General features: G+C 67.0%; 20 protein-coding genes. 9 read left to right on the top strand and 11 right to left on the bottom strand.

Annotated features, from left to right (window positions below; translation table 11 throughout):
• Positions 1-16 precede the first annotated feature (16 nt).
• Both pcaH and DP939_RS24675 read left to right on the top strand, forming a co-directional pair.
• On the top strand, positions 17-673 hold the full coding sequence (pcaH, locus tag DP939_RS24680; protein ID WP_113983126.1) for a protocatechuate 3,4-dioxygenase subunit beta: 657 nt from the start codon (positions 17-19) through the stop codon (positions 671-673).
• Positions 673-1,143 (top strand): peptidase associated/transthyretin-like domain-containing protein, encoded by a 471-nt coding sequence (locus DP939_RS24675; RefSeq protein WP_113983125.1) that lies wholly within the window; start codon positions 673-675, stop codon positions 1,141-1,143. Before pcaH ends, DP939_RS24675 begins: the two co-directional genes overlap by 1 nt.
• A 6-nt stretch (positions 1,144-1,149) precedes the next feature.
• On the opposite strand, the gene DP939_RS24670 is transcribed toward DP939_RS24675, so the two are convergent.
• The 5 genes from DP939_RS24670 to DP939_RS24645 all read right to left on the bottom strand — a co-directional run bounded on the left by DP939_RS24670 (position 1,150) and on the right by DP939_RS24645 (position 6,067).
• Entirely contained in the window at positions 1,150-2,130 is a 981-nt protein-coding gene (locus tag DP939_RS24670; protein WP_113983124.1) for an aldo/keto reductase, read from the bottom strand.
• Positions 2,127-2,489, bottom strand: coding sequence for a MerR family transcriptional regulator (locus tag DP939_RS24665; protein ID WP_113983123.1), 363 nt, complete (start codon positions 2,487-2,489; stop codon positions 2,127-2,129). Before DP939_RS24665 ends, DP939_RS24670 begins: the two co-directional genes overlap by 4 nt.
• 1,802 nt (positions 2,490-4,291) lie before the next feature.
• A complete protein-coding gene (locus tag DP939_RS24655; protein WP_113983121.1) occupies positions 4,292-4,759 on the bottom strand; it encodes an NUDIX domain-containing protein in 468 nt (155 codons plus the stop codon).
• Between the two features lie 225 nt (positions 4,760-4,984).
• The gene (locus DP939_RS24650; RefSeq protein WP_113983120.1) at positions 4,985-5,191 is read right to left on the bottom strand and encodes a DUF397 domain-containing protein; all 207 of its coding nucleotides are present in this window, start codon (positions 5,189-5,191) and stop codon (positions 4,985-4,987) included.
• Positions 5,192-5,203: 12 nt separating this feature from the next.
• Positions 5,204-6,067, bottom strand: coding sequence for a helix-turn-helix domain-containing protein (locus tag DP939_RS24645; RefSeq protein ID WP_113983119.1), 864 nt, complete (start codon positions 6,065-6,067; stop codon positions 5,204-5,206).
• 139 nt (positions 6,068-6,206) lie between these two features.
• On the opposite strand from DP939_RS24645, the gene DP939_RS24640 reads away from it, so the two are divergent.
• From DP939_RS24640 to DP939_RS24625, 4 genes are all read left to right on the top strand, one after another.
• Positions 6,207-6,611, top strand: a complete 405-nt coding sequence (locus tag DP939_RS24640) for an ATP-binding protein (RefSeq protein ID WP_113983118.1) — start codon at positions 6,207-6,209, stop codon at positions 6,609-6,611.
• Positions 6,608-6,910: a hypothetical protein gene (locus DP939_RS24635; protein ID WP_113983117.1), complete on the top strand. Its 303-nt coding sequence runs from the start codon at positions 6,608-6,610 to the stop codon at positions 6,908-6,910. Before DP939_RS24640 ends, DP939_RS24635 begins: the two co-directional genes overlap by 4 nt.
• 43 nt (positions 6,911-6,953) lie before the next feature.
• Positions 6,954-7,265 carry a hypothetical protein gene (locus DP939_RS24630; RefSeq protein ID WP_147268117.1) on the top strand — a complete coding sequence of 104 codons (312 nt, stop codon included), beginning with the start codon at positions 6,954-6,956 and terminating at the stop codon, positions 7,263-7,265.
• A 435-nt stretch (positions 7,266-7,700) separates the two neighbouring features.
• The gene (locus DP939_RS24625; protein ID WP_113983115.1) at positions 7,701-8,216 is read left to right on the top strand and encodes a GNAT family N-acetyltransferase; all 516 of its coding nucleotides are present in this window, start codon (positions 7,701-7,703) and stop codon (positions 8,214-8,216) included.
• A gap of 721 nt (positions 8,217-8,937) precedes the next feature.
• On the opposite strand, the gene DP939_RS24615 is transcribed toward DP939_RS24625, so the two are convergent.
• The 5 genes from DP939_RS24615 to DP939_RS45520 form a co-directional block, all read right to left on the bottom strand.
• A complete protein-coding gene (locus DP939_RS24615) occupies positions 8,938-9,165 on the bottom strand; it encodes a hypothetical protein (RefSeq protein WP_199565390.1) in 228 nt (75 codons plus the stop codon).
• Positions 9,166-9,327: 162 nt separating this feature from the next.
• Complete coding sequence (locus DP939_RS46300; RefSeq protein WP_158578679.1) at positions 9,328-9,474, bottom strand: hypothetical protein; 147 nt, start codon at positions 9,472-9,474, stop codon at positions 9,328-9,330.
• A gap of 658 nt (positions 9,475-10,132) precedes the next feature.
• Positions 10,133-10,984 carry a helix-turn-helix domain-containing protein gene (locus DP939_RS24610; protein ID WP_113983113.1) on the bottom strand — a complete coding sequence of 284 codons (852 nt, stop codon included), beginning with the start codon at positions 10,982-10,984 and terminating at the stop codon, positions 10,133-10,135.
• A 4-nt stretch (positions 10,985-10,988) separates the two neighbouring features.
• Positions 10,989-11,489 carry a DUF6879 family protein gene (locus DP939_RS24605; RefSeq protein WP_113983112.1) on the bottom strand — a complete coding sequence of 167 codons (501 nt, stop codon included), beginning with the start codon at positions 11,487-11,489 and terminating at the stop codon, positions 10,989-10,991.
• Positions 11,458-11,733 carry a hypothetical protein gene (locus DP939_RS45520; protein WP_147268116.1) on the bottom strand — a complete coding sequence of 92 codons (276 nt, stop codon included), beginning with the start codon at positions 11,731-11,733 and terminating at the stop codon, positions 11,458-11,460. Before DP939_RS45520 ends, DP939_RS24605 begins: the two co-directional genes overlap by 32 nt.
• A gap of 1,439 nt (positions 11,734-13,172) precedes the next feature.
• On the opposite strand from DP939_RS45520, the gene DP939_RS24600 reads away from it, so the two are divergent.
• The gene (locus tag DP939_RS24600; RefSeq protein ID WP_113983111.1) at positions 13,173-13,868 is read left to right on the top strand and encodes a DUF998 domain-containing protein; all 696 of its coding nucleotides are present in this window, start codon (positions 13,173-13,175) and stop codon (positions 13,866-13,868) included.
• An 8-nt stretch (positions 13,869-13,876) separates the two neighbouring features.
• Here the strand turns inward: DP939_RS24600 and DP939_RS24595 are convergent, their stop codons facing one another.
• Positions 13,877-14,773: an SDR family NAD(P)-dependent oxidoreductase gene (locus DP939_RS24595; protein WP_113983110.1), complete on the bottom strand. Its 897-nt coding sequence runs from the start codon at positions 14,771-14,773 to the stop codon at positions 13,877-13,879.
• 54 nt (positions 14,774-14,827) lie between these two features.
• Between DP939_RS24595 and DP939_RS24590 the strand changes: the two genes are divergently transcribed.
• Complete coding sequence (locus DP939_RS24590) at positions 14,828-15,418, top strand: TetR family transcriptional regulator (RefSeq protein WP_199565389.1); 591 nt, start codon at positions 14,828-14,830, stop codon at positions 15,416-15,418.
• Positions 15,419-15,499: 81 nt separating this feature from the next.
• Positions 15,500-16,729 carry an APC family permease gene (locus tag DP939_RS24585; RefSeq protein ID WP_225878473.1) on the top strand — a complete coding sequence of 410 codons (1,230 nt, stop codon included), beginning with the start codon at positions 15,500-15,502 and terminating at the stop codon, positions 16,727-16,729.
• Positions 16,730-16,767 lie beyond the last annotated feature (38 nt).

Below are 16,767 nucleotides of genomic sequence, written 5' to 3'. Positions count from 1 at the left end.
TTTGAAGGGACATGTCGTGATCAGCGATCCGCACCCGCCCTATCTGCACCCCCCATACGCCAGCACCGTGCTGCGCGCCCCCTCCCAGCACCTGGTGGCCGCCAAGCTCGACCCCGAGGCGGTCGAACTGGTCGACCCGGTCTACGGCCACCAGACGGTCGCCGACCTGGACCACGACCTGACCAGGCGGCACGAGGGCGAGCCGCTGGGCGAGCGGATCATCGTGACCGGGCGTGTCCTGGACGAGGACGGCCGTCCCGTACGGCGGGCGCTGGTCGAGGTCTGGCAGGCCAACGCGGCCGGCCGCTACTCCCACGACCTCGACCGGCACCCCGCCCCCCTCGACCCCAACTTCACCGGATTCGGCCGGTGCCTGACCGACGACGAGGGCCGGTACCGGTTCGTCACGATCAAGCCGGGCGCCTACCCCTGGCGCAACCACCCCAACGCCTGGCGGCCCGCGCACATCCACTTCTCGGTGTTCGGCACGCAGTTCGTGCAGCGGCTGGTCACCCAGATGTACTTCCCGGGCGACCCGCTCTTCGCGCACGACCCGATCATGGGCTCGGTGCCGGACCCCTCGTCGCTGATCGCGACGTTCGACCTCGCGACCACCGAACCGGAGTGGGCGCTCGGCTACCAGTGGGACATCGTGCTCAGGAGGGAGGCGTGATGGGTGCTCTGGAGGGAGGCGCGACGGCGGCCACGCCGACGCCGTCGCAGACCGTGGGGCCGTTCTTCGGGCACGCCCTGCCGTACCCCGAGGGCCCGTGGGCCGTCCCCGAGGACCACCCCGGCGCGATCGAACTACGCGGGCGGGTCCTCGACGGCGCCGGCGTTCCGGTGCCGGACGCGCTGCTGGAGATCTGCCAGCCCGGGATCTTCGGGCGCTGCCCGACCGACCCCGACGGCCGGTACGTCTTCCGCACGGCCCGGCCCGCCACCTACATCTCGATGCTGGTGTTCGCCAGGGGCCTGCTCAAGCCGGTGTGGACCCGCGTCTACCTGAACGACGACGATCCGTTCCTGGCGACCCTCGACGAGCCCCGGCGCGCGACGCTCGTGGCCCGCCCGGAGGACGGGTTCTACCACTTCGACGTGCGCCTGCAGGGCGAGGGCGAGACGGTGTTCCTGGCGGTCTGAGCCCTACTACTGCTCGATGGTGGACATGTTCGCGTAGCGGGCGCCGTGGGCGGCGCCCGCCGGTACGGCCTTCTCCAGGGCCGCGAGCTGGTCCGGCGTCAACGTGATGTCGGCGGCGGCGGTGTTCTCCAGCAGGTAGCGCAGCCGCTTGGTGCCCGGGATCGGAATCACGTCGTCGCCGCGGGTAAGCAGCCACGCCAGCGCGAGCTGCGCGGGCGTGCAGCCGGCCTCGTCGGCGATCGCGCGTACCTCGGCCACCAGCGCCAGGTTGTGCTCGATCGCGTCCGGGGCCATCCTGGGCGCGGTCCGGCGGAAGTCGTCGGCCGCCAGATCATCGGCCGAGACGACGGCACCGGACAGGATGCCGCGGCTGATCGGGGAGTAGGCCACCAGCGCGATGCCCAGCTCGCGGGCGGCCGGCAGGATGTCCTCCTCCAGACCCCTGGTGAACAGCGAGTACTCGCTCTGCAGGGCGGCGATCGGATGCACCGCGGCGGCCTTGCGCAGGGTGTCCGCGCTGACCTCCGACAGCCCGAGGTGACGGACCTTGCCCGCCGTCACCAGCTCGGCCATCGCCCCGACGGACTCCTCGACGGGCACGTTCGGGTCGCGGCGGTGCATGTAGTACAGGTCGATGTGGTCGACGCCGAGCCGCTTGAGCGAGGCGTCGCAGGCGGCCCGGATGTAGTCCGGGCTGTTGTCAACGGCCCGGGCGTTGGGGTCGTCACTGCGCACGATGCCGAACTTGGTGGCCAGCACCACCTCGTCCCTGCGCCCCGTGATGGCCCGGCCGACGAGAAGTTCGTTGTGGCCCCTGCCGTACATGTCGGCGGTGTCCAGGAAGTCGACGCCGAGGTCCAGCGCCTTGTGGATGACCGCGATCGACTGCGCGTCATCGCCGGCCCCGTAGAACTCCGACATGCCCATGCAGCCCAGGCCGATACCGGAAACCTCCGGGCCCCCGTTTCCCAGTCTGCGAGTGATCATTCCATCTCCAGATACGTGGTTATCTTGTCGTCGACGGTCTTGAGATCGTCATTGAGTTGGGAGATGCGGGCCAGCACCCGTTCCCGATGCTCTTCCAGCATCAGCCGCCTGGCCCGCACGGTGGACGGGCCCTCGCGCATCAGCTCGGCGTAACGGCACATTTCGGCGATCGGCATGCCGGTCTCCCGGAGCTTGGTCAGGAAGTCGAGCCAGCCGAGGTCGGCGTCGGAGTACACACGGTGACCGGTGATGTCCCGGTGCACCTCGTGAATGAGCCCGATGCGCTCGTAGTAGCGCAGGGTGTGCGCGCTCAGCCCCGACCGCTCGGCGGCCCCCTGAATCCCCAGCCCCGTCTCCATGCCCCAAGCCTCCCCGTTAGAGCGCGCTCGAAGTCAAGCACCCCGTTCTCCTGCTCAGGTACCGAGCCCCCAATCGCCTTCGCTTCGCTCAGCCGCCTCTTTCAGACCGGGCTTCGCCCGGCGCTCATGATCCGCTCCAGCCGCCCGTGCCGCTCCATGCTCCAGTACGGCAGAGCCCAGCACCCGCCGCCCCCCGTATCCGGCTGCGCCCCTGTGCCCGGCGTTTCCCATGTGCCGCAGTACTCACCGTTCAGCACCGGCGAGAACGCCCCCTCCTCAACCACCACCCCGCCTCCGGCGGGCCTGCGCGCTACCGCGCGCACAATCGCCTTCGCTTCGCTCAGCCGTCTTTCCCATGCCGGGCTCCGCCCGGCGCTCGTGATCCGGTACGCCCGCCCGTGCCGCCCCTTGATCCGGTACGGCAGAGCCCAGCACCCGCCGCCCACCGTTGCCAGTAGCGCCCTCGTGCCCGGCGTTTCCCATGTGCCGCAGTACTCACTGTTCAGCGCCGACCAGAACGCCCCTTCCCCAACCACCACCGCCTTCGGCGGGCCTGCGCGCTACCGCGCGCGTAATCGTCTTCGCTTCGCTCAGTCGCCCTTTTCATGCCGGGCTTCGCCCGGCGCTTGCGCCACCGACTGCTTCACGAATTCATGCCGCACCAACGGCCCAAGTCCCGCTACCGCGATCAATTGTCTGGGCCTTCCCAGGCGCCCACCTTGCGCCATCCCTGGGAGAGATCTGCCGCGCTTACGGCAACTACCAGGTACGAATCAGGTCGCGAAGCTCAGGCTCAATCGCTATTCCCTGTAGTCAGGATGATATGACACACAGCAAGGAAGAAGCAGCCTGCCCAAACACAGGGGCGGCTGAATTGATTTCATCGCAGCCCGCGCTATCGATGATCAGATGCCCAGAGGGAACTATCTCACGATCCTGCCCAAGAAAAGCTTGTATGACGGCATCCGCAAACTCCCTCGGAAGCCCTACAGTAAATGGGTCCCTCCATAGACGGCTACCCACGACACGCTGCGGCATCGCCTGGGTGTCAGGACTGTAATGGACCTGCACCAGGAGATGGCCCTCGGCTCCCGGGACAAGGTAGCCCCCCAGAAGTGCGCGCGGAGCGACCCCACCGAAACGCCTTAGTACTTCGACCAGAACACGGACAGCCTCGCCCCTGCCCGTGGTCAGACTTGCTGGCAGGGTTGCGGAGATGCTCACACTCCCATCTGGCAGTACGGCGTCTGCATCGTACTCATCTACTGCAACGACGCCGCCAGGGGTGACATCGACGATCAGCATTGAAGGTCTGGACCTCTCTACCTACGCTGCCATGGACCGAACGACTCGCGCCTATCAATGCTGTCATGGCCGCGACTATTGCCGAGTAAGTGCGGCTTGAGAGCCCGCTAGTGCGCCTCCCCATATGTCGTCCCGCCGCATATGAGCCCAACTTTTCTTGACATACGCCCCTTGAAACCGATCTGCTGATCGGCTGGCGGTCTCTCATCTCGCAGGCTATAGCGATCAGGCCATATGTGTCGACAGGGCGGCTAATGGTTCCGCCCACAACAGTAGTGATTCCACGAGATCTTTGACGCCATACCCTATCGACCTTGCACACCATCTGATCCCGATCTACGGCTGGAGTACTAGGCAGAGGTCACTTGGTGACCACCGTGACGGCGCGCCGGATGTGACGTGACCAGTAGCGAGCGGAGACGGGAAGATCGGGCCAAATAGCAGTAGTGGTGGGGCCGGCGGATATCCCGAGAGGCCGATGCGCCCTCCGCGCGCTTTCAGTCCACGTGCGGGTACCGGCCGGTCAGATAGTCATTGAGTTGCCGCCACTGGGTCGGGTGGATGTCCAGGTCCTTCAAATCCTCCGGAGCGAACCAGCGGGCATCGCTGGCTTCGTCGTTCGCCCCGGGTACTCCAGAAACCGGGCGGGCGAGCAACATCACCTCGTACTCCTGGCGGACCTCACCATCCGTATAGGCGACGATATGGTCTGGATCGGAGTAAACGCCGAGCAGGCCGAACGGCTCGACCAGAATGCCCGACTCCTCCTGCGTCTCACGGACGGCGCACTGTGAGGGCGTCTCCCCGATCTCCATCTTCCCCATCGGCAGCGCCCACTGCCCGGTGTCCCTCCGGCGCTGCAACAGAATCCGCCCCTGATCATCGACGGTCACCGTTCCGCAGGCGGGCACAAGGCTATTGGCCTGCGGCGCGTCCTCATCGTTCCAGTACTCGACTCGTCCCATCAGGACTCCTGGTCCTCGTTGCCCGGCCATGGGGTGGCCTGAACCCATACCCGCTCGAATGACGCCAGGCAATGATCGGTAACCGGCCCGCATACAGATGCCTGGTACGCCCTGTACCTGGCGTCTCGTGAGGCTGGAGCCGCGCCTGGACGGTGGCCACAGCATGCTCGTGCCCCCGCATGAACGCAGGGGCACGGTCAAGTGGTCGGATACAGCGACAATGGACTACGGAGTCGGGGTTTCGCCGCGCGCAACTGCTCCTGTGAACGCTCGCCAGTCCTCAGTAGTGAAGATCAGGACGGGGCCATCAGGATTCTTGCTGTCGCGTACCGCAACGTGCCGGCGGAGCATGGCAACCTCAACGCACGCTCCATTCTGCTGTGAGCGGCTGCTCTTCCGCCACACTGCATCCGACAGGTCAAATCGGGTCATCGCCACCTCCTGTCACTTGCCGGGCAAAGCTCTACGAGCTGCAATAAGCATAGCGTTCGAGTCATCTGGACTGAGTGCCACGGCTCTGAGGTGGTCAAAGGCCGTGGTGAAGTGGCGGACTTCGTCGGGCTTGTCTACTGATAGTGATCCACCGATTGTCTCTGTGTAGACAACGTCGATCTCGCCGGGTTCGGCGAAGCCCAGGACGATGAAGCTGCCGATCGTGCCGGGATGCGCTCCCACTGTGTAGGGGACAATCTGGATAGTGGTTCGCCCCTCCGCGGAAGCGGTGATGAGGCGATCAAGCTGATCGCGCATGACGTCGGGTCCACCAACGAGGCGATGTAGGACCGCCTCGTCGATGATCACCCAGAACTGAGGGCGATCTTCTTTGGCGAGCACCTGCTGTCGCGTGAGACGAACCTCCAGGCGTCGCTGGATCTCGTCGGGGCCCAGTTCGAGCGGGCCGCCACGGATCAGGGCGCGAGCGTAGTCTTCCGTCTGGAGCAGACCTGGAACCACGGCCAGCTCGAACGTACGGATGCTGGCCGCTTCTTGCTCCAGGCCGATCAAGAACTCGTACCGGCTTGGCAGTACATCCCGGTAGGAGTACCACCAGCCACGTTTCCGCGAGTCCTTGGCGAGCTGGATGAGCGCTTGTATCTGCTCCTCATCCTTGAGGCCGTACACCGTTGCGAGTACTCGTACGTCGTTGGGGTGCGGTGCCGTGCGGCCGGACTCGATACGGAAGACCTTGGTGTGGTGCCAGTCGGCGCGGCTCGCTACCTCCTCTTGAGTCAGGCCCGCGAGGTCGCGCAGCCGCTTCAGTTCGGCGGTGAGCTGGCGACGGCGTACTGGGTTGTTTCCAGCGGGCATGCGCAACTCCCTTCCCTATCCACGCTGCAGGGCTCTAATCTAGAGCCCTGCACGATGCAGCCCTGCATAAAGGAGCCTGTATGTGCCGATATGAGCATGCCAGCTCGTTGCGGCAGCAGGGGCCGAATCGGAGGTGCCCGTGACGACATTCCTGGGGATGGTGCGGCTTCCTGCTACGGCGTCGTCGGTGCCGGTGGCGCGAGCGTTCGCCCGTGTCGTGTTACGGGGTGGCGGAGGGGCCGAGGACGCCGTGGATTCGGCGCTGTACGTCGTGACCGAGTTGGTCACCAATGCCATCGTCCATGGGTCACGTCCCGGCGAGAGGGTGACGGTACGCCTGGCCATCCTTCAGGACGCGGCACGTCTGGAAGTCCTGGATAAGGGACGCGGCGTTGGGCCTCGTCTGCGTGAGCCGACCGACGACGGAGAGGGCGGGCGGGGGCTGGTCCTGGTGGACATCCTGGCCGCGAAGTGGGGCGTGAAGCGTGTGGGCTGGGGTGGCCGGTCGGTGTGGGCGGACCTGGCGATGCGGAGCGCGGCATGAGTGACGGCCGGGCGCACCGCCTGGTGGTGAGTTACGTGGATCCGCGCCATACGAACTGGATTCGCCTGCGGGATGAGGCCGCGCCCGGGTCGGGTGTGTGGATCTCCCGGCCTGGGTGGAGCACGTTCCTGGCCGAGGTGCGGGAGGGGGCGTTCGAGCCGGATAGAGGGACGTCCGGATCGATCCGCTTGGCGGTCGGGGATCTCATTCCGGGCCTTGAGGAAGCGGTGACGACAACGCCTGATGCGTGGGCGGACTTTCAGCGGAGGGTGACCAAGGGTGAGTTCGACCAGGTTTAGGGCCGCTGTTGGGCGGTTGCTTCAGGCGGGCCAGGAGGAGCGAGTGAACAGCAGGCCCGCCGGGCTTCAGGTGGAAGAGTCCGGGCTGGACTCGGATTGGTTGCTGGTCCGGGACGTGGCTGATCTCAGCAGCGGCGGTGTGCTGGTGTCGCGGCAGCGGTTCTCGGCCTTCGTGGCGGCGGCGCTGTCGGGGGAGGTGCAGCCGGCCGAGCGGAGAGGTCTCGCACTGCTGGAGATCGGGGAGCTTTCGGAGCGGCCCCGATGGCTGGTGACCACATATGAGTCGTGGATGGCCTTCCTGGTCGCGGCTCAGCAGGGCGACTTCGACCAGTACGTCCTGCGGCGGCGGATGTGACCTCACCACTTCGGCTGGGCCGTCCCAACGGCCGACCTCTCCCCGGTACTCTCGGCGTCCGGGTGATACGCGGGGGATCGGGCGGTCCGGTTCGATGAGCTTCGGCTGGACCGCTGACCTCTCCAGGCGGACTCCGGTTATCCATGACTCCGGTCGCTGGCCTGTGTGACAGGAACTGGAAGGTGCGTCGGCGAGGTTGATTGTGCCCGCTGGAGGCGGGCTCGGCGTTCTGGTACGGCATGCCTGCTGAGCGCCGCTCGCCGATGCCTGTGACGGCCCCGGTGACCGGGTTTCGCGGGTGGTCGGCCCGCTCGCCGTTCCGGCACCGGCTACACGGCAGTTTGAGAGGCCGGGGGCGCCAGTATGATCTTCTGGAGGGCGACGGTGGCGAGTTCATCTCAGCCCCGACTTCGTGCGAAGGGCAAGGCTCACCGAATGGACATTCGCCCCCAGCTCATCCGCACCGCCCGGCTGGATCTCGTGCCGCTCCGGGAAGAGCACGCTGAGCAGATGGCGGTCGCGTTGTCCGACCCCGGTCTGCACGAATTCATCGGGGGCGAGCCTTCGGACATCGTCGCGCTGCGCTCGCGGTACCAGCGGCTGGTCACCGGGTCCCCCGACCCTGCGGTCTCGTGGTGCAACTGGGTCATCAGCCTGCGCGAGGAGCGCCGCCTGGTCGGTACCGTGCAAGCGACCGTCACCGCCGACCGGGCCGGGAACACGGCGGAGGTCGCCTGGGTGGTCGGGACGCCCTGGCAGCGGCGGGGCATTGCCGCCGAGGCCGCGCAAGGACTGGTCGGCTGGCTCGGCGGGCACCCGGTGCGGACCGTCATCGCGCACATTCACCCTGACCACCAGGCTTCCGCGGCCGTTGCCGCAAGTGCCGGGCTCACGCCCACGGATCACCTGCACGACGGTGAAGTGCGATGGGAACTGACGGTCACCTCCTGAGCACTCTCACCGACATCTGACGGTAGGCAGATGCACATCACTGACCGCCGTGATGGGCATCGCCACTCCGGCTCGGCGTAGCACTCGGACTGGCTGGAAATCGCCGCGCAGGATGGGATTCCATGGACACTTGGGCGGCGGTTCACGTGCCCGTGATCCAGCTTCGTAGGCCGGCCGTCGACTGTCCCTGCGCCCGAAGTAATGCTGAGGGTTAAGCCCTCGCTCCTAGCTTGCGGGGCACGGGTAGTGGGGCGCATGGAAGTCCGGGCAGTGGACGACGGCGAGGGCGGCATACCTCTCGCCAATCAGCCAGTACCCCCGAGACACACTGTCGGCATAATGCAGGTACCTAACCGCTTCTTCCACTAGAGACGTCCTGGGGTCGGGCCCGAGGCGGCCAGGGTGGGCGAGCGAAGGGGCAAGTTCGTCGAACTGCTTCGCCAGCCATTCGACGGCGTCTCCTACGGTCGTCGTGGTAATGCAGATCTGCCCCGCAGGCTTCAGCAGGTAGTCGCACATCCGAAACGGCGGGAACGGTGAACTCCTGACAGCCGGGTCGGCCGAGTCCATTGGAGTGCGCCGCACACCGTCTTCCCTATCGAGGGTCGCCCGTTGGCCGATCCATCTATAGGCGTGGAAGTGCTCCACCGTTCGCACCGTGCCTCCGGTATTGAGCGGCGTCCCTGCGCTGGAAGGTACGCAGGGACGCCGTGTCGAGTGATCAGACCTTTGCAGTGTCGATGCCCCAGGCCCGCAGTTCGGGCCCGAAGAACCTCAGAGGAGGGGCGTCGTGCTTCTTGGAGTCACCGACGACATAGGCATCCGGCTCGCCGGGAATCCGCCCTATGGTCAAGCACGCCTCTCCTTCCCCGTCCTCGTTGTTGTTACCGCCGCACGGCGCGGTCATGACGATGCCCTCAATGGGCATCGTGTAGAGGTCTGCGATCACGGCTGCTCCTTTCCTATGGAGTGATGCGGGCCGCCCGGTAGTATTAGTGGCCTTTTGCTCAGGCGTCGGCCGTTGTGGCTGTAGCCTTTGGAGGCCGGGCGCCGTTGGGGTGGCAGCGGCGGTTCATGTCTCCGCCGGTGATTGCCCGGCCTCCGGGAGGTCTTATCGGCGGCGCGGCCCCTTCCAGGGCCGCCGGTCCGCTCGCCGGTCCTGGATGTAGGTGTAGAGCAGCACGACGATTACCGTCGCCGCGCTGAAGAACAGCCCGAACACGTCGCCTATCACCGCGGATAGGGTCCGCAGGCTCATGGCGGTCCTCCTGCCTCGAATTGGGTCTCGTTAGGCCGCCGGTGGGTACGCTCTAAGCGTCTGAAGGCGGAGTTCACGACGTGGCCAAGCTCCGCCAGGTCACGGTTCACGCGCTCAGCCTCGCGCTTTTCGCGCGCATCGATCGCCTCGGCCAGGCATGCGGGCCTCGCGGCCGTCACCACAACAAGCAGCCCGTTTATGCGCCGGAGGGCGATACTCCCGGAGATGGTCCAATCCGAGTAGGCCATAACTCGTCCTCCGAGTCATACACAACGGTCACCACCGCTTGCGGCCGATCCCTGCCAGGCCGCCCATCGGCTTGCCATCGCCAGGAGGACTGCGGCTGACCGGGGCAGTCCGTGAAGGATCGCGGCCTGTTGAAAGAACTCTGCTGTCTGTTTCTGGGGCTGGAAGGCGAGCGCCTCGGTCGCTTGCTCGAGGAACCGGTCGGGACGCTTCAGGCTTTCCGAACAGCATGGGTGTGTTCGGGTCAGTGACCAGCACGGCGCTCCCATGCGTGAGCACCAAGGGACCGTGACCGGCGGGGACCACCTTGGCAGCCGGTTTCGCGGCCTGGGCGACCTCGCGGCCAGCCGGGAGATTGTCCTTACCGCCCAGAAGGTAGGAGCGGTGCCATCAGCGCCGCCATAAAGTTGCTTCAAGTTCCTTGAAGGCGCCTGCGGGCGGCCTCGATTTCCACCCCGGCGGCTGAGCCAAATACCGCTTGAGCCCGAAGGGCTGCGAAAACCCGGACAAAGTAGGCGATAGTATCAGGTCTCGACGTTTGGAACGCGCCCGACCAAAACTCTTGCTTTAAAAGGCTTTCGTCGAACAGGTAGAATCCTTCACCTGGATAAAGCGACCTGATGCGCCCGTCGGGGATGATGCCCACTGAGACGTAGGGGAGCGAAGACACCTTCTCGAGATAGTCGAGCTGGCCTGCCATGACTTCACGTCCGCCCATATTGTTGGCCAGCGCGGACGCTTCCAATAGGAAGGTGAAAATCGGTGATCCAGTCCCCAGGAACCTCTTACGTGCCATTCGGTTTCGCGCGGCATCCTCGACATCATCGAGAGGTAGGCCATGGAGCCTGGCGTGGATGGTGAACTGTGCCTGCGCGTACTCGACCGTTTGCAGGAAGCCAGGGATGAACAGAGACTCGTATACGCGTATGAGCTTGGAGCTGGCGTACAGGTCCATCGCATGAAATTGAAGGTTCTTCATGCCGCGAGCGTGTCGCCGCTTGTAATCGGTCCACATTTGATCGATCTCGCGGCTGGTGGCGATGAGTTCTGATACCAGCCCCTCGGCGTTGCAGGCTGTGGCCCACATTCTGATGTCCGCCTCAGTCGGACTTTGTGTCCCGTGTTCGATCTTCGAGATCTTCGTCTTGTGCCAGCCACATCGGCGTGCAAGCTCCACGCCAGTGAGGTCGGCGCCATGCCGTAGCTCTTTGAGCTGGGTGCCGAGTGCGCGCTTGGCGGACTCGGATGGCTCTGAGCCGGACATGGCGCTATGGATTGTATTCGCCGTTAGGGATGCCGAGAGACCATGCCCTGCTAAACGCCTCGTTGCAGAATCTCACCACGTCCTGATCGGTCGAGAGTTGAATCTCGGCCTGCCGGCCATCTCCGCCGATGAGGTTGAAGACGACCAAGTCGTCACGGATCAGGCAATCGTTCCCGGGAAGTGGTGTGGCCGATACCTTTGATCTGGGTAGCCAGCGTAGAAGCTCTTCTGGGTGGGCGATTTCGACTGCCATTCGCTGGTACTCCGACAGCGGCTCGGAGACGACCCGAACACGCCGAAACGGGAAACCGCGTGCCAACCTCCCGGCGCGGGCCTTCAGATGCCCTTTCATTGTCTCTTCGACGGTTTTCCGGTCGCCCGAACGCCAGGCATCGAAGAGCTGCCGGTCTACCTCGTAGAAATCCCAAAGCTCTAACTTCCGAATCTCTTGGGCGGGCTCGCCGAACAGTACCTCAATCCGACGTGACGCCGAGATCAACTCCATAGCGCTCCTTGACGTACTTTTTGATGAAAGCCTCTGCTGTAGGGCCAGAGATCTCTACGAACGTCTCGTCTTCCGCAAGGGCGATGAGCTGGTTCGCCACCTCCGCCCCCCGCCGCTTCCCTTGGACGATCCATGAATCGCGACTGGTCAAATAGAAGGAGTCACACTCGATATCGCCCTGTGAGCCGGGATTCTTGCAGTAGAAGGTAACGGCCAACTCGCCGTCGCGGCGAAGTTTCTCCATGCTACGCGCTCCTGACAGTGGTTGCTTCACCATCCGAACCTATGGAGGCCGCAGAAGTCAAGGACTACTAGACCCAAGGCCCACAAGGCCGTCCCAATGTCAGCATGAGGACTAAAATATACACGTTTGAGTGGCAACCCCGCGCGCCCTGCGTAGAAGCTGGGAAGCAAGGGGCTTGGAGATGGAACGCCTGTTGGGCTAGCGGTGCGGATACTCCATGGCATCGAAAATGATCTTGGTGCTTCACGAGGCTGGAATGGAATATCCATTCAGCGCCGCCCTACTGCCGTACCGGCTTGGAGTGAGCAAGCCCCAGCCACTGTTCTGCAAACTGGACAGCACGGCTGCCGGATGCCCTTTGGGTGAGATTCTCTTCGTGGGAAACATCTTCCTGCACGATGTGCGTGGCCCCCAGACCCTGGCGATGCGGGCGGAGTTGGTGCAGCCAGAGCCTCTGGGCGAAGTGCCTCCTGAAGGCGTCCCAGTGATCAACCATGTGGGGAAGCTGCCCACACTTTTCAGAGGGAGAGATGTGGGCCCGCGTCACCGTGCGCCGACCTGTCTCGCTGGAACTTTGGGGAAGTGTGCTCGGTGGCGTCAGCGGTCGGGCGGAGCCCGACTTGAGGAAGAACGGTCCGAGCGTCAGCGAGGCCCGTTGTGCGCTGGCGGAGGTGGGGACCGGCGGTCTGGGGTTGTCGGGGCGGGGCCATGGGACGGTACGGCTGGAGGTTTGGTGCGGCATGCCCGTTGTGTGCCGGTGCCTGTGGTGTCCGGGCCGGGTTTCGGGGCCGCCTATGCCACTCCCGCTGACGCATGATGATGCGAGGGCGCTACCGCTCTGGGTCGCCCTCGTTTTCGGGGATCGGGTGGACGGTTACCGTGTACTCGATGTAGCCCTTGCTGTCGCAGTATGTGCAGCTTTCCACCACGACAGCGGTCTGGATCGTGCCCTTCAAGGCCACCGCTCGCGGTACCTCGCGTGTGCCTGAACCGCCGCACATGCCGCAGAAGTGGCGTTGAGTGATCTCTCTCACGGCCTTGCCTCCGCTCCCTCGACCCTTCGTCCCGGTCGATTATCGCTCGCCGATTTCGATCAGGGCGGGGATCGGGGAAGGCGGCAGGTGGACGGTCTCCCGTAGTGCCTCGTACTCTGCGGAGGGTACGAGGCGGGACGAGCCGCGTGGCGGTTCGTCTGCGGGTATGGGCATTGGGGACCTCCACCTGACACGGTACTGCTCTCGGGGTGCGGGGCGGGGGTGAACCCTGATGGGGCTGGCCCTACCCCCGAGAGGAAAACGGCAGGTCACGGGCGCTTTGTGGCAAGTGCCCCGGTATGGCTGTCCCCAGGCTCCCCGGGATGACTTAAGGGAGGGGTCAGGGCCGGTTCTGGGGGGATCTCCGATACCCCGCCACGGCCCTTCCCGCCAGCCTTGTGAGCCATGGGGATTGAAGTACAAATCCGGACGAAAGGACTGGTCGTCGCCGGGTTCGTGGCGCTGGTGACGGGGGCCGCCGCGATGCTCGGGCTGCATGTGACCGCCGGGTTGGACCCGATGCACGGGTTGATCAGTGAGTACGCCTTCGCGCCGGCCGGATGGCTGCTGGGCGTGTCGCTCACCTGCTTCGCGGCGGGGGCCGCGTTGTTCGCGATGGCGATGGTCAGGGCCGCCGCGTCCAAGCGGGTGGCGCTGCTGGTCGCGGCGTGGGGGGCCTGCATGATGCTGGTGGGGGCCTTCCCCACCGACCGGCCGGGGGTGCCGCTGTCGATGTCGGGGGGCATCCACAGGTACGCCGCGCTGGTGGCGTTCCTGGCCATGCCGCTGGCGGGGCTGATCCTGGCCCGGCTGGTGACCAGGGACCGCTGGGCGACCGCGATGCGGGTGCTCTGCGGGGTCGCGCTGGCCTGCCTGGTCGCGGTCGTGGTGCCGTACGTGCTGCGGTTCGTCGGCATCGAGGTGAGCAACGATGACATCCCGGCGGGACTGACCCAGCGGCTGGTCGTGGTGACCGAGCTGGGCGTGCTGGTACTGCTCGGCCGTAGCCTGCTGCTGCGCTGCCGGGACAAGGCCGCCGCGGTACGGCGGGGCGCGATGGGCGAGCGGGCCGCCGACAAGGCTCCGGCCCTCGCCTCCTGAGACCGTGGCTAGTAAGACAAATGTCCCAGCGGCCGGGTGCTCAGTTCCTCGCAGAGGGACCACACCCGGTCGCGTACCCGCTCGTCGAGGACGCTGGGCGGCCACGGCCTGCGCCGGCCGTCCTGCCCGAAGTACGCGCCGGTGACCCCCTCAAGGGCCGGGTCCGTGGCCATCCGGATGCCGGAGCGGGCGGGCTTGGTGAGGTCGGCCATGAAGATCGGGGCGAGCAGCTTCACCAGGGGGGCGACCGGGCGGTAGACGTACGGGAAGCTCCGTATCCGCATCGCCCGGTTCATCGGCGTGTACCCGTGCCCGGGGTAGACCACGTTGACCGCCACTCCGGTGCCGCCCACCAGCTCGGCGAACCGGTGGCTCATCGCCATCTGGATGGTCTTGGTGTGGTTGTAGTGGCTGAACGTCCAGCCGAGCAGCCGCCGCTCCGCCTGAAGGTTGGCCAGGTCGATCGGCCCGCCCGGGATGCCGCCGGTGACGTTGACCACCCGGGCGGGCGCGCCCGCGCGCAGCAGCGGCAGCAGCAGGTGGGTGAGCGTGAAGGGCGCGAGTACGTGGGCGGCGAACATCGTCTCGACGCCGTCCGGTGTGAGTTCGCGCCGCTCGCCCGCCGTGCCGACGTTGTTGATCAGCACGTGCAGGGCGTCGTGCCGCTCGGCGACCTGTTCGGCGAGGCGGCGCAGGTCGGCGAGCCGGGTCACGTCGGCGCTGAACGCCTCCACGCGCTCGTTGCCGGTGTCGGCGGTGATCCGGGCGGCTGCGCGTAGCGCGCGGTCCCGGTCTCGGCCGACAAGCAGCACCCGCAGGCCCAGCCGGGCGAGGCCCCGGGCCGTCTCGCCGCCGATCCCGCCGGTGCTGCCGGTGATGAGTACGGTCTTCTCGCTGAGATCCATGCTCTGAATGTGGCACCGAGTGTCATTCATGTCAACTGGTGTAAGGTGACGGGCGTGACGGGACTACGCGAGCGGACCAAGGCGGCGGTGCGGGCCGAGGTGACCGAGGCGGCGATGCGGCTGTTCGCCGAGCGCGGGTACGACGAGACGACGGTCGATGACATCGCGCGCGCGGCCGGCATGTCCAAGCGCAGCTTCTTCCGCTACTTCCCGGTCAAGGAGGACGTCGTCCTCGGCCGGGTGGACCTGATGGGGGAGCGGATCGCCGGGGAGATCGCCGCCCGGCCCGAGGGCGAGGATGTGTGGGACACCCTGCACGCCGTGCTGCGCGGGTGGGAGCAGCGGATCGACGCCGAACGGCAGACGCTCGACGGCCTGCGGCTGATCGAGGCCACCCCGGCGCTGCGCGCCCGGTTCATGCAGAAACGCGAGGAGACCCGCACGCTGATCACCGGCGCGCTGCTGGCCCGGCCGGGGCACGGCCTCGACGCGTTCACCGCTGACCTGGTCACGGCGGCGGCGGGCGCGGCCCTCGACGGCGTGTCCCGCGCCTGGGCGGAGGCGGACGGCCAGGCCGACCGCCTCGCCCTCGTCGATCGCGCGTTCGCCCTCCTCCGCCCCGCCTGCCTGCCCCCACCCCACTGACCTGTGTACCGCCGCCGGGTGTTCACGCGGTGTTCAACCGGGGAAGGCAGGCTTGCGGTTCCTGGCGCGGACGGAGGGTGAGTGAACGGAGAACTCGCGCGGCGGCTCGGAACAGGTGACGCCGTCGTCGTGGGGCTCGCGGCGATGATCGGCGCGGGCGTGTTCAGCGCCTTCGCGCCCGCCGCCGCCGCGGCCGGTTCGTGGCTGCTGCTGTCGCTCGCCATCGCCGCCGTGGCCGCGTACTGCAACGCGATCTCCTCCGCGCGGCTCGCCGCGCTCTACCCCGAGTCCGGCGGCACCTACGTCTACGGGCGGCGGCGGCTCGGTGACCTGTGGGGCTACCTGGCCGGATGGGGGTTCGTCACCGGCAAGACGGCCTCGTGCGCCGCCATGGCGCTGACGTTCGGCGGTTATCTCGCGCCCGGGTCCGGCCGGTGGGCGGCGGTCGCCGCGGTGGCCGGGCTCACCGCGCTCAACCTGTACGGCGTGCGCACGTCCGCCCTGGCCGCCCGGATCATCGTGGCCGCCGTGCTGCTGGTGCTGGCCTCCGTCGTGCTGGTCGGCGCGAGCGGCGCGGGCGCGCTGCCGGGCTTCCAGGGCGCGCCCTCGTGGGGCGTCCTCCAGGGGGCGGGGCTGCTGTTCTTCGCCTTCGCCGGGTACGCCCGGATCGCCACGCTCGGCGAGGAGGTACGCGACCCCGCGACCACGATCCCCCGGGCCATCCCGATCGCCCTCGGGATCGCCCTCGTCGTCTACGCGGCGGTGGCGGTTACCGCGCTCGCCGTACTCGGGCCTGCGGGCCTCGCCACCTCGCCCGCGCCGCTCGCCGACGCCGCCACCGCGGCAGGGGCAGGGTGGCTCGCGCCGGTCGTCCGCGTGGGGGCGGCGGTGTCGGCGCTGGGGGCGCTGCTCGCGCTGATCCTCGGCGTGTCGCGGACCGTGCTGGCGATGGCCCGCGACCGGCACCTGCCGGTGGGCCTGGCCGCGGTCGAACCGGTCAGGCAGGTGCCGCGCCGGGCCGAACTGGCGGTCGGCGTGGCCGTGATCGCCCTGGTGCTGGTGGCCGACCTGCGCGAGGCGATCGGGTTCTCGTCGTTCGGGGTGCTGGTCTACTACGCCATCGCCAACGCCTCGGCTCTCACGCTGTCGCGCGAGGAGGGCGCGCCGCCGAAGGTCGTCCCGGCGGCTGGGGTGGCGCTGTGCCTGGTGCTGGCGTTCACGCTCCCGCTCACCTCGGTGATCGCGGGCGTCGCGGTCTTCTGCGTGGGCGGCGCGCTCTGGGCGCTGCGGCGGCGGCGCACCGCGCGCTAGCGGCCGGGCTTGCCGGGCCCGCCCTGGGGCAGGCGTTC

This window comes from Spongiactinospora rosea (assembly GCF_003315795.1).
In the GTDB taxonomy this organism is placed as follows: Bacteria; Actinomycetota; Actinomycetes; order Streptosporangiales; family Streptosporangiaceae; genus Spongiactinospora; species Spongiactinospora rosea.
This window is presented reverse-complemented; position numbering and strand designations above follow the sequence as displayed.

Coding starts and splice junctions, on each gene's coding strand:
- DP939_RS24675 (WP_113983125.1), top strand. CDS start 673: ATGGGTGCTCTGGAGGGAGGCGCGACGGCGGCCACGCCGACGCCGTCG.
- DP939_RS24670 (WP_113983124.1), bottom strand. CDS start 2,130: ATGATCACTCGCAGACTGGGAAACGGGGGCCCGGAGGTTTCCGGTATC.
- DP939_RS24665 (WP_113983123.1), bottom strand. CDS start 2,489: ATGGAGACGGGGCTGGGGATTCAGGGGGCCGCCGAGCGGTCGGGGCTG.
- DP939_RS24655 (WP_113983121.1), bottom strand. CDS start 4,759: ATGGGACGAGTCGAGTACTGGAACGATGAGGACGCGCCGCAGGCCAAT.
- DP939_RS24650 (WP_113983120.1), bottom strand. CDS start 5,191: ATGACCCGATTTGACCTGTCGGATGCAGTGTGGCGGAAGAGCAGCCGC.
- DP939_RS24645 (WP_113983119.1), bottom strand. CDS start 6,067: ATGCCCGCTGGAAACAACCCAGTACGCCGTCGCCAGCTCACCGCCGAA.
- DP939_RS24635 (WP_113983117.1), top strand. CDS start 6,608: ATGAGTGACGGCCGGGCGCACCGCCTGGTGGTGAGTTACGTGGATCCG.
- DP939_RS24625 (WP_113983115.1), top strand. CDS start 7,701: ATGGACATTCGCCCCCAGCTCATCCGCACCGCCCGGCTGGATCTCGTG.
- DP939_RS46300 (WP_158578679.1), bottom strand. CDS start 9,474: ATGAGCCTGCGGACCCTATCCGCGGTGATAGGCGACGTGTTCGGGCTG.
- DP939_RS24610 (WP_113983113.1), bottom strand. CDS start 10,984: ATGTCCGGCTCAGAGCCATCCGAGTCCGCCAAGCGCGCACTCGGCACC.
- DP939_RS24605 (WP_113983112.1), bottom strand. CDS start 11,489: ATGGAGTTGATCTCGGCGTCACGTCGGATTGAGGTACTGTTCGGCGAG.
- DP939_RS45520 (WP_147268116.1), bottom strand. CDS start 11,733: ATGGAGAAACTTCGCCGCGACGGCGAGTTGGCCGTTACCTTCTACTGC.
- DP939_RS24600 (WP_113983111.1), top strand. CDS start 13,173: ATGGGGATTGAAGTACAAATCCGGACGAAAGGACTGGTCGTCGCCGGG.
- DP939_RS24595 (WP_113983110.1), bottom strand. CDS start 14,773: ATGGATCTCAGCGAGAAGACCGTACTCATCACCGGCAGCACCGGCGGG.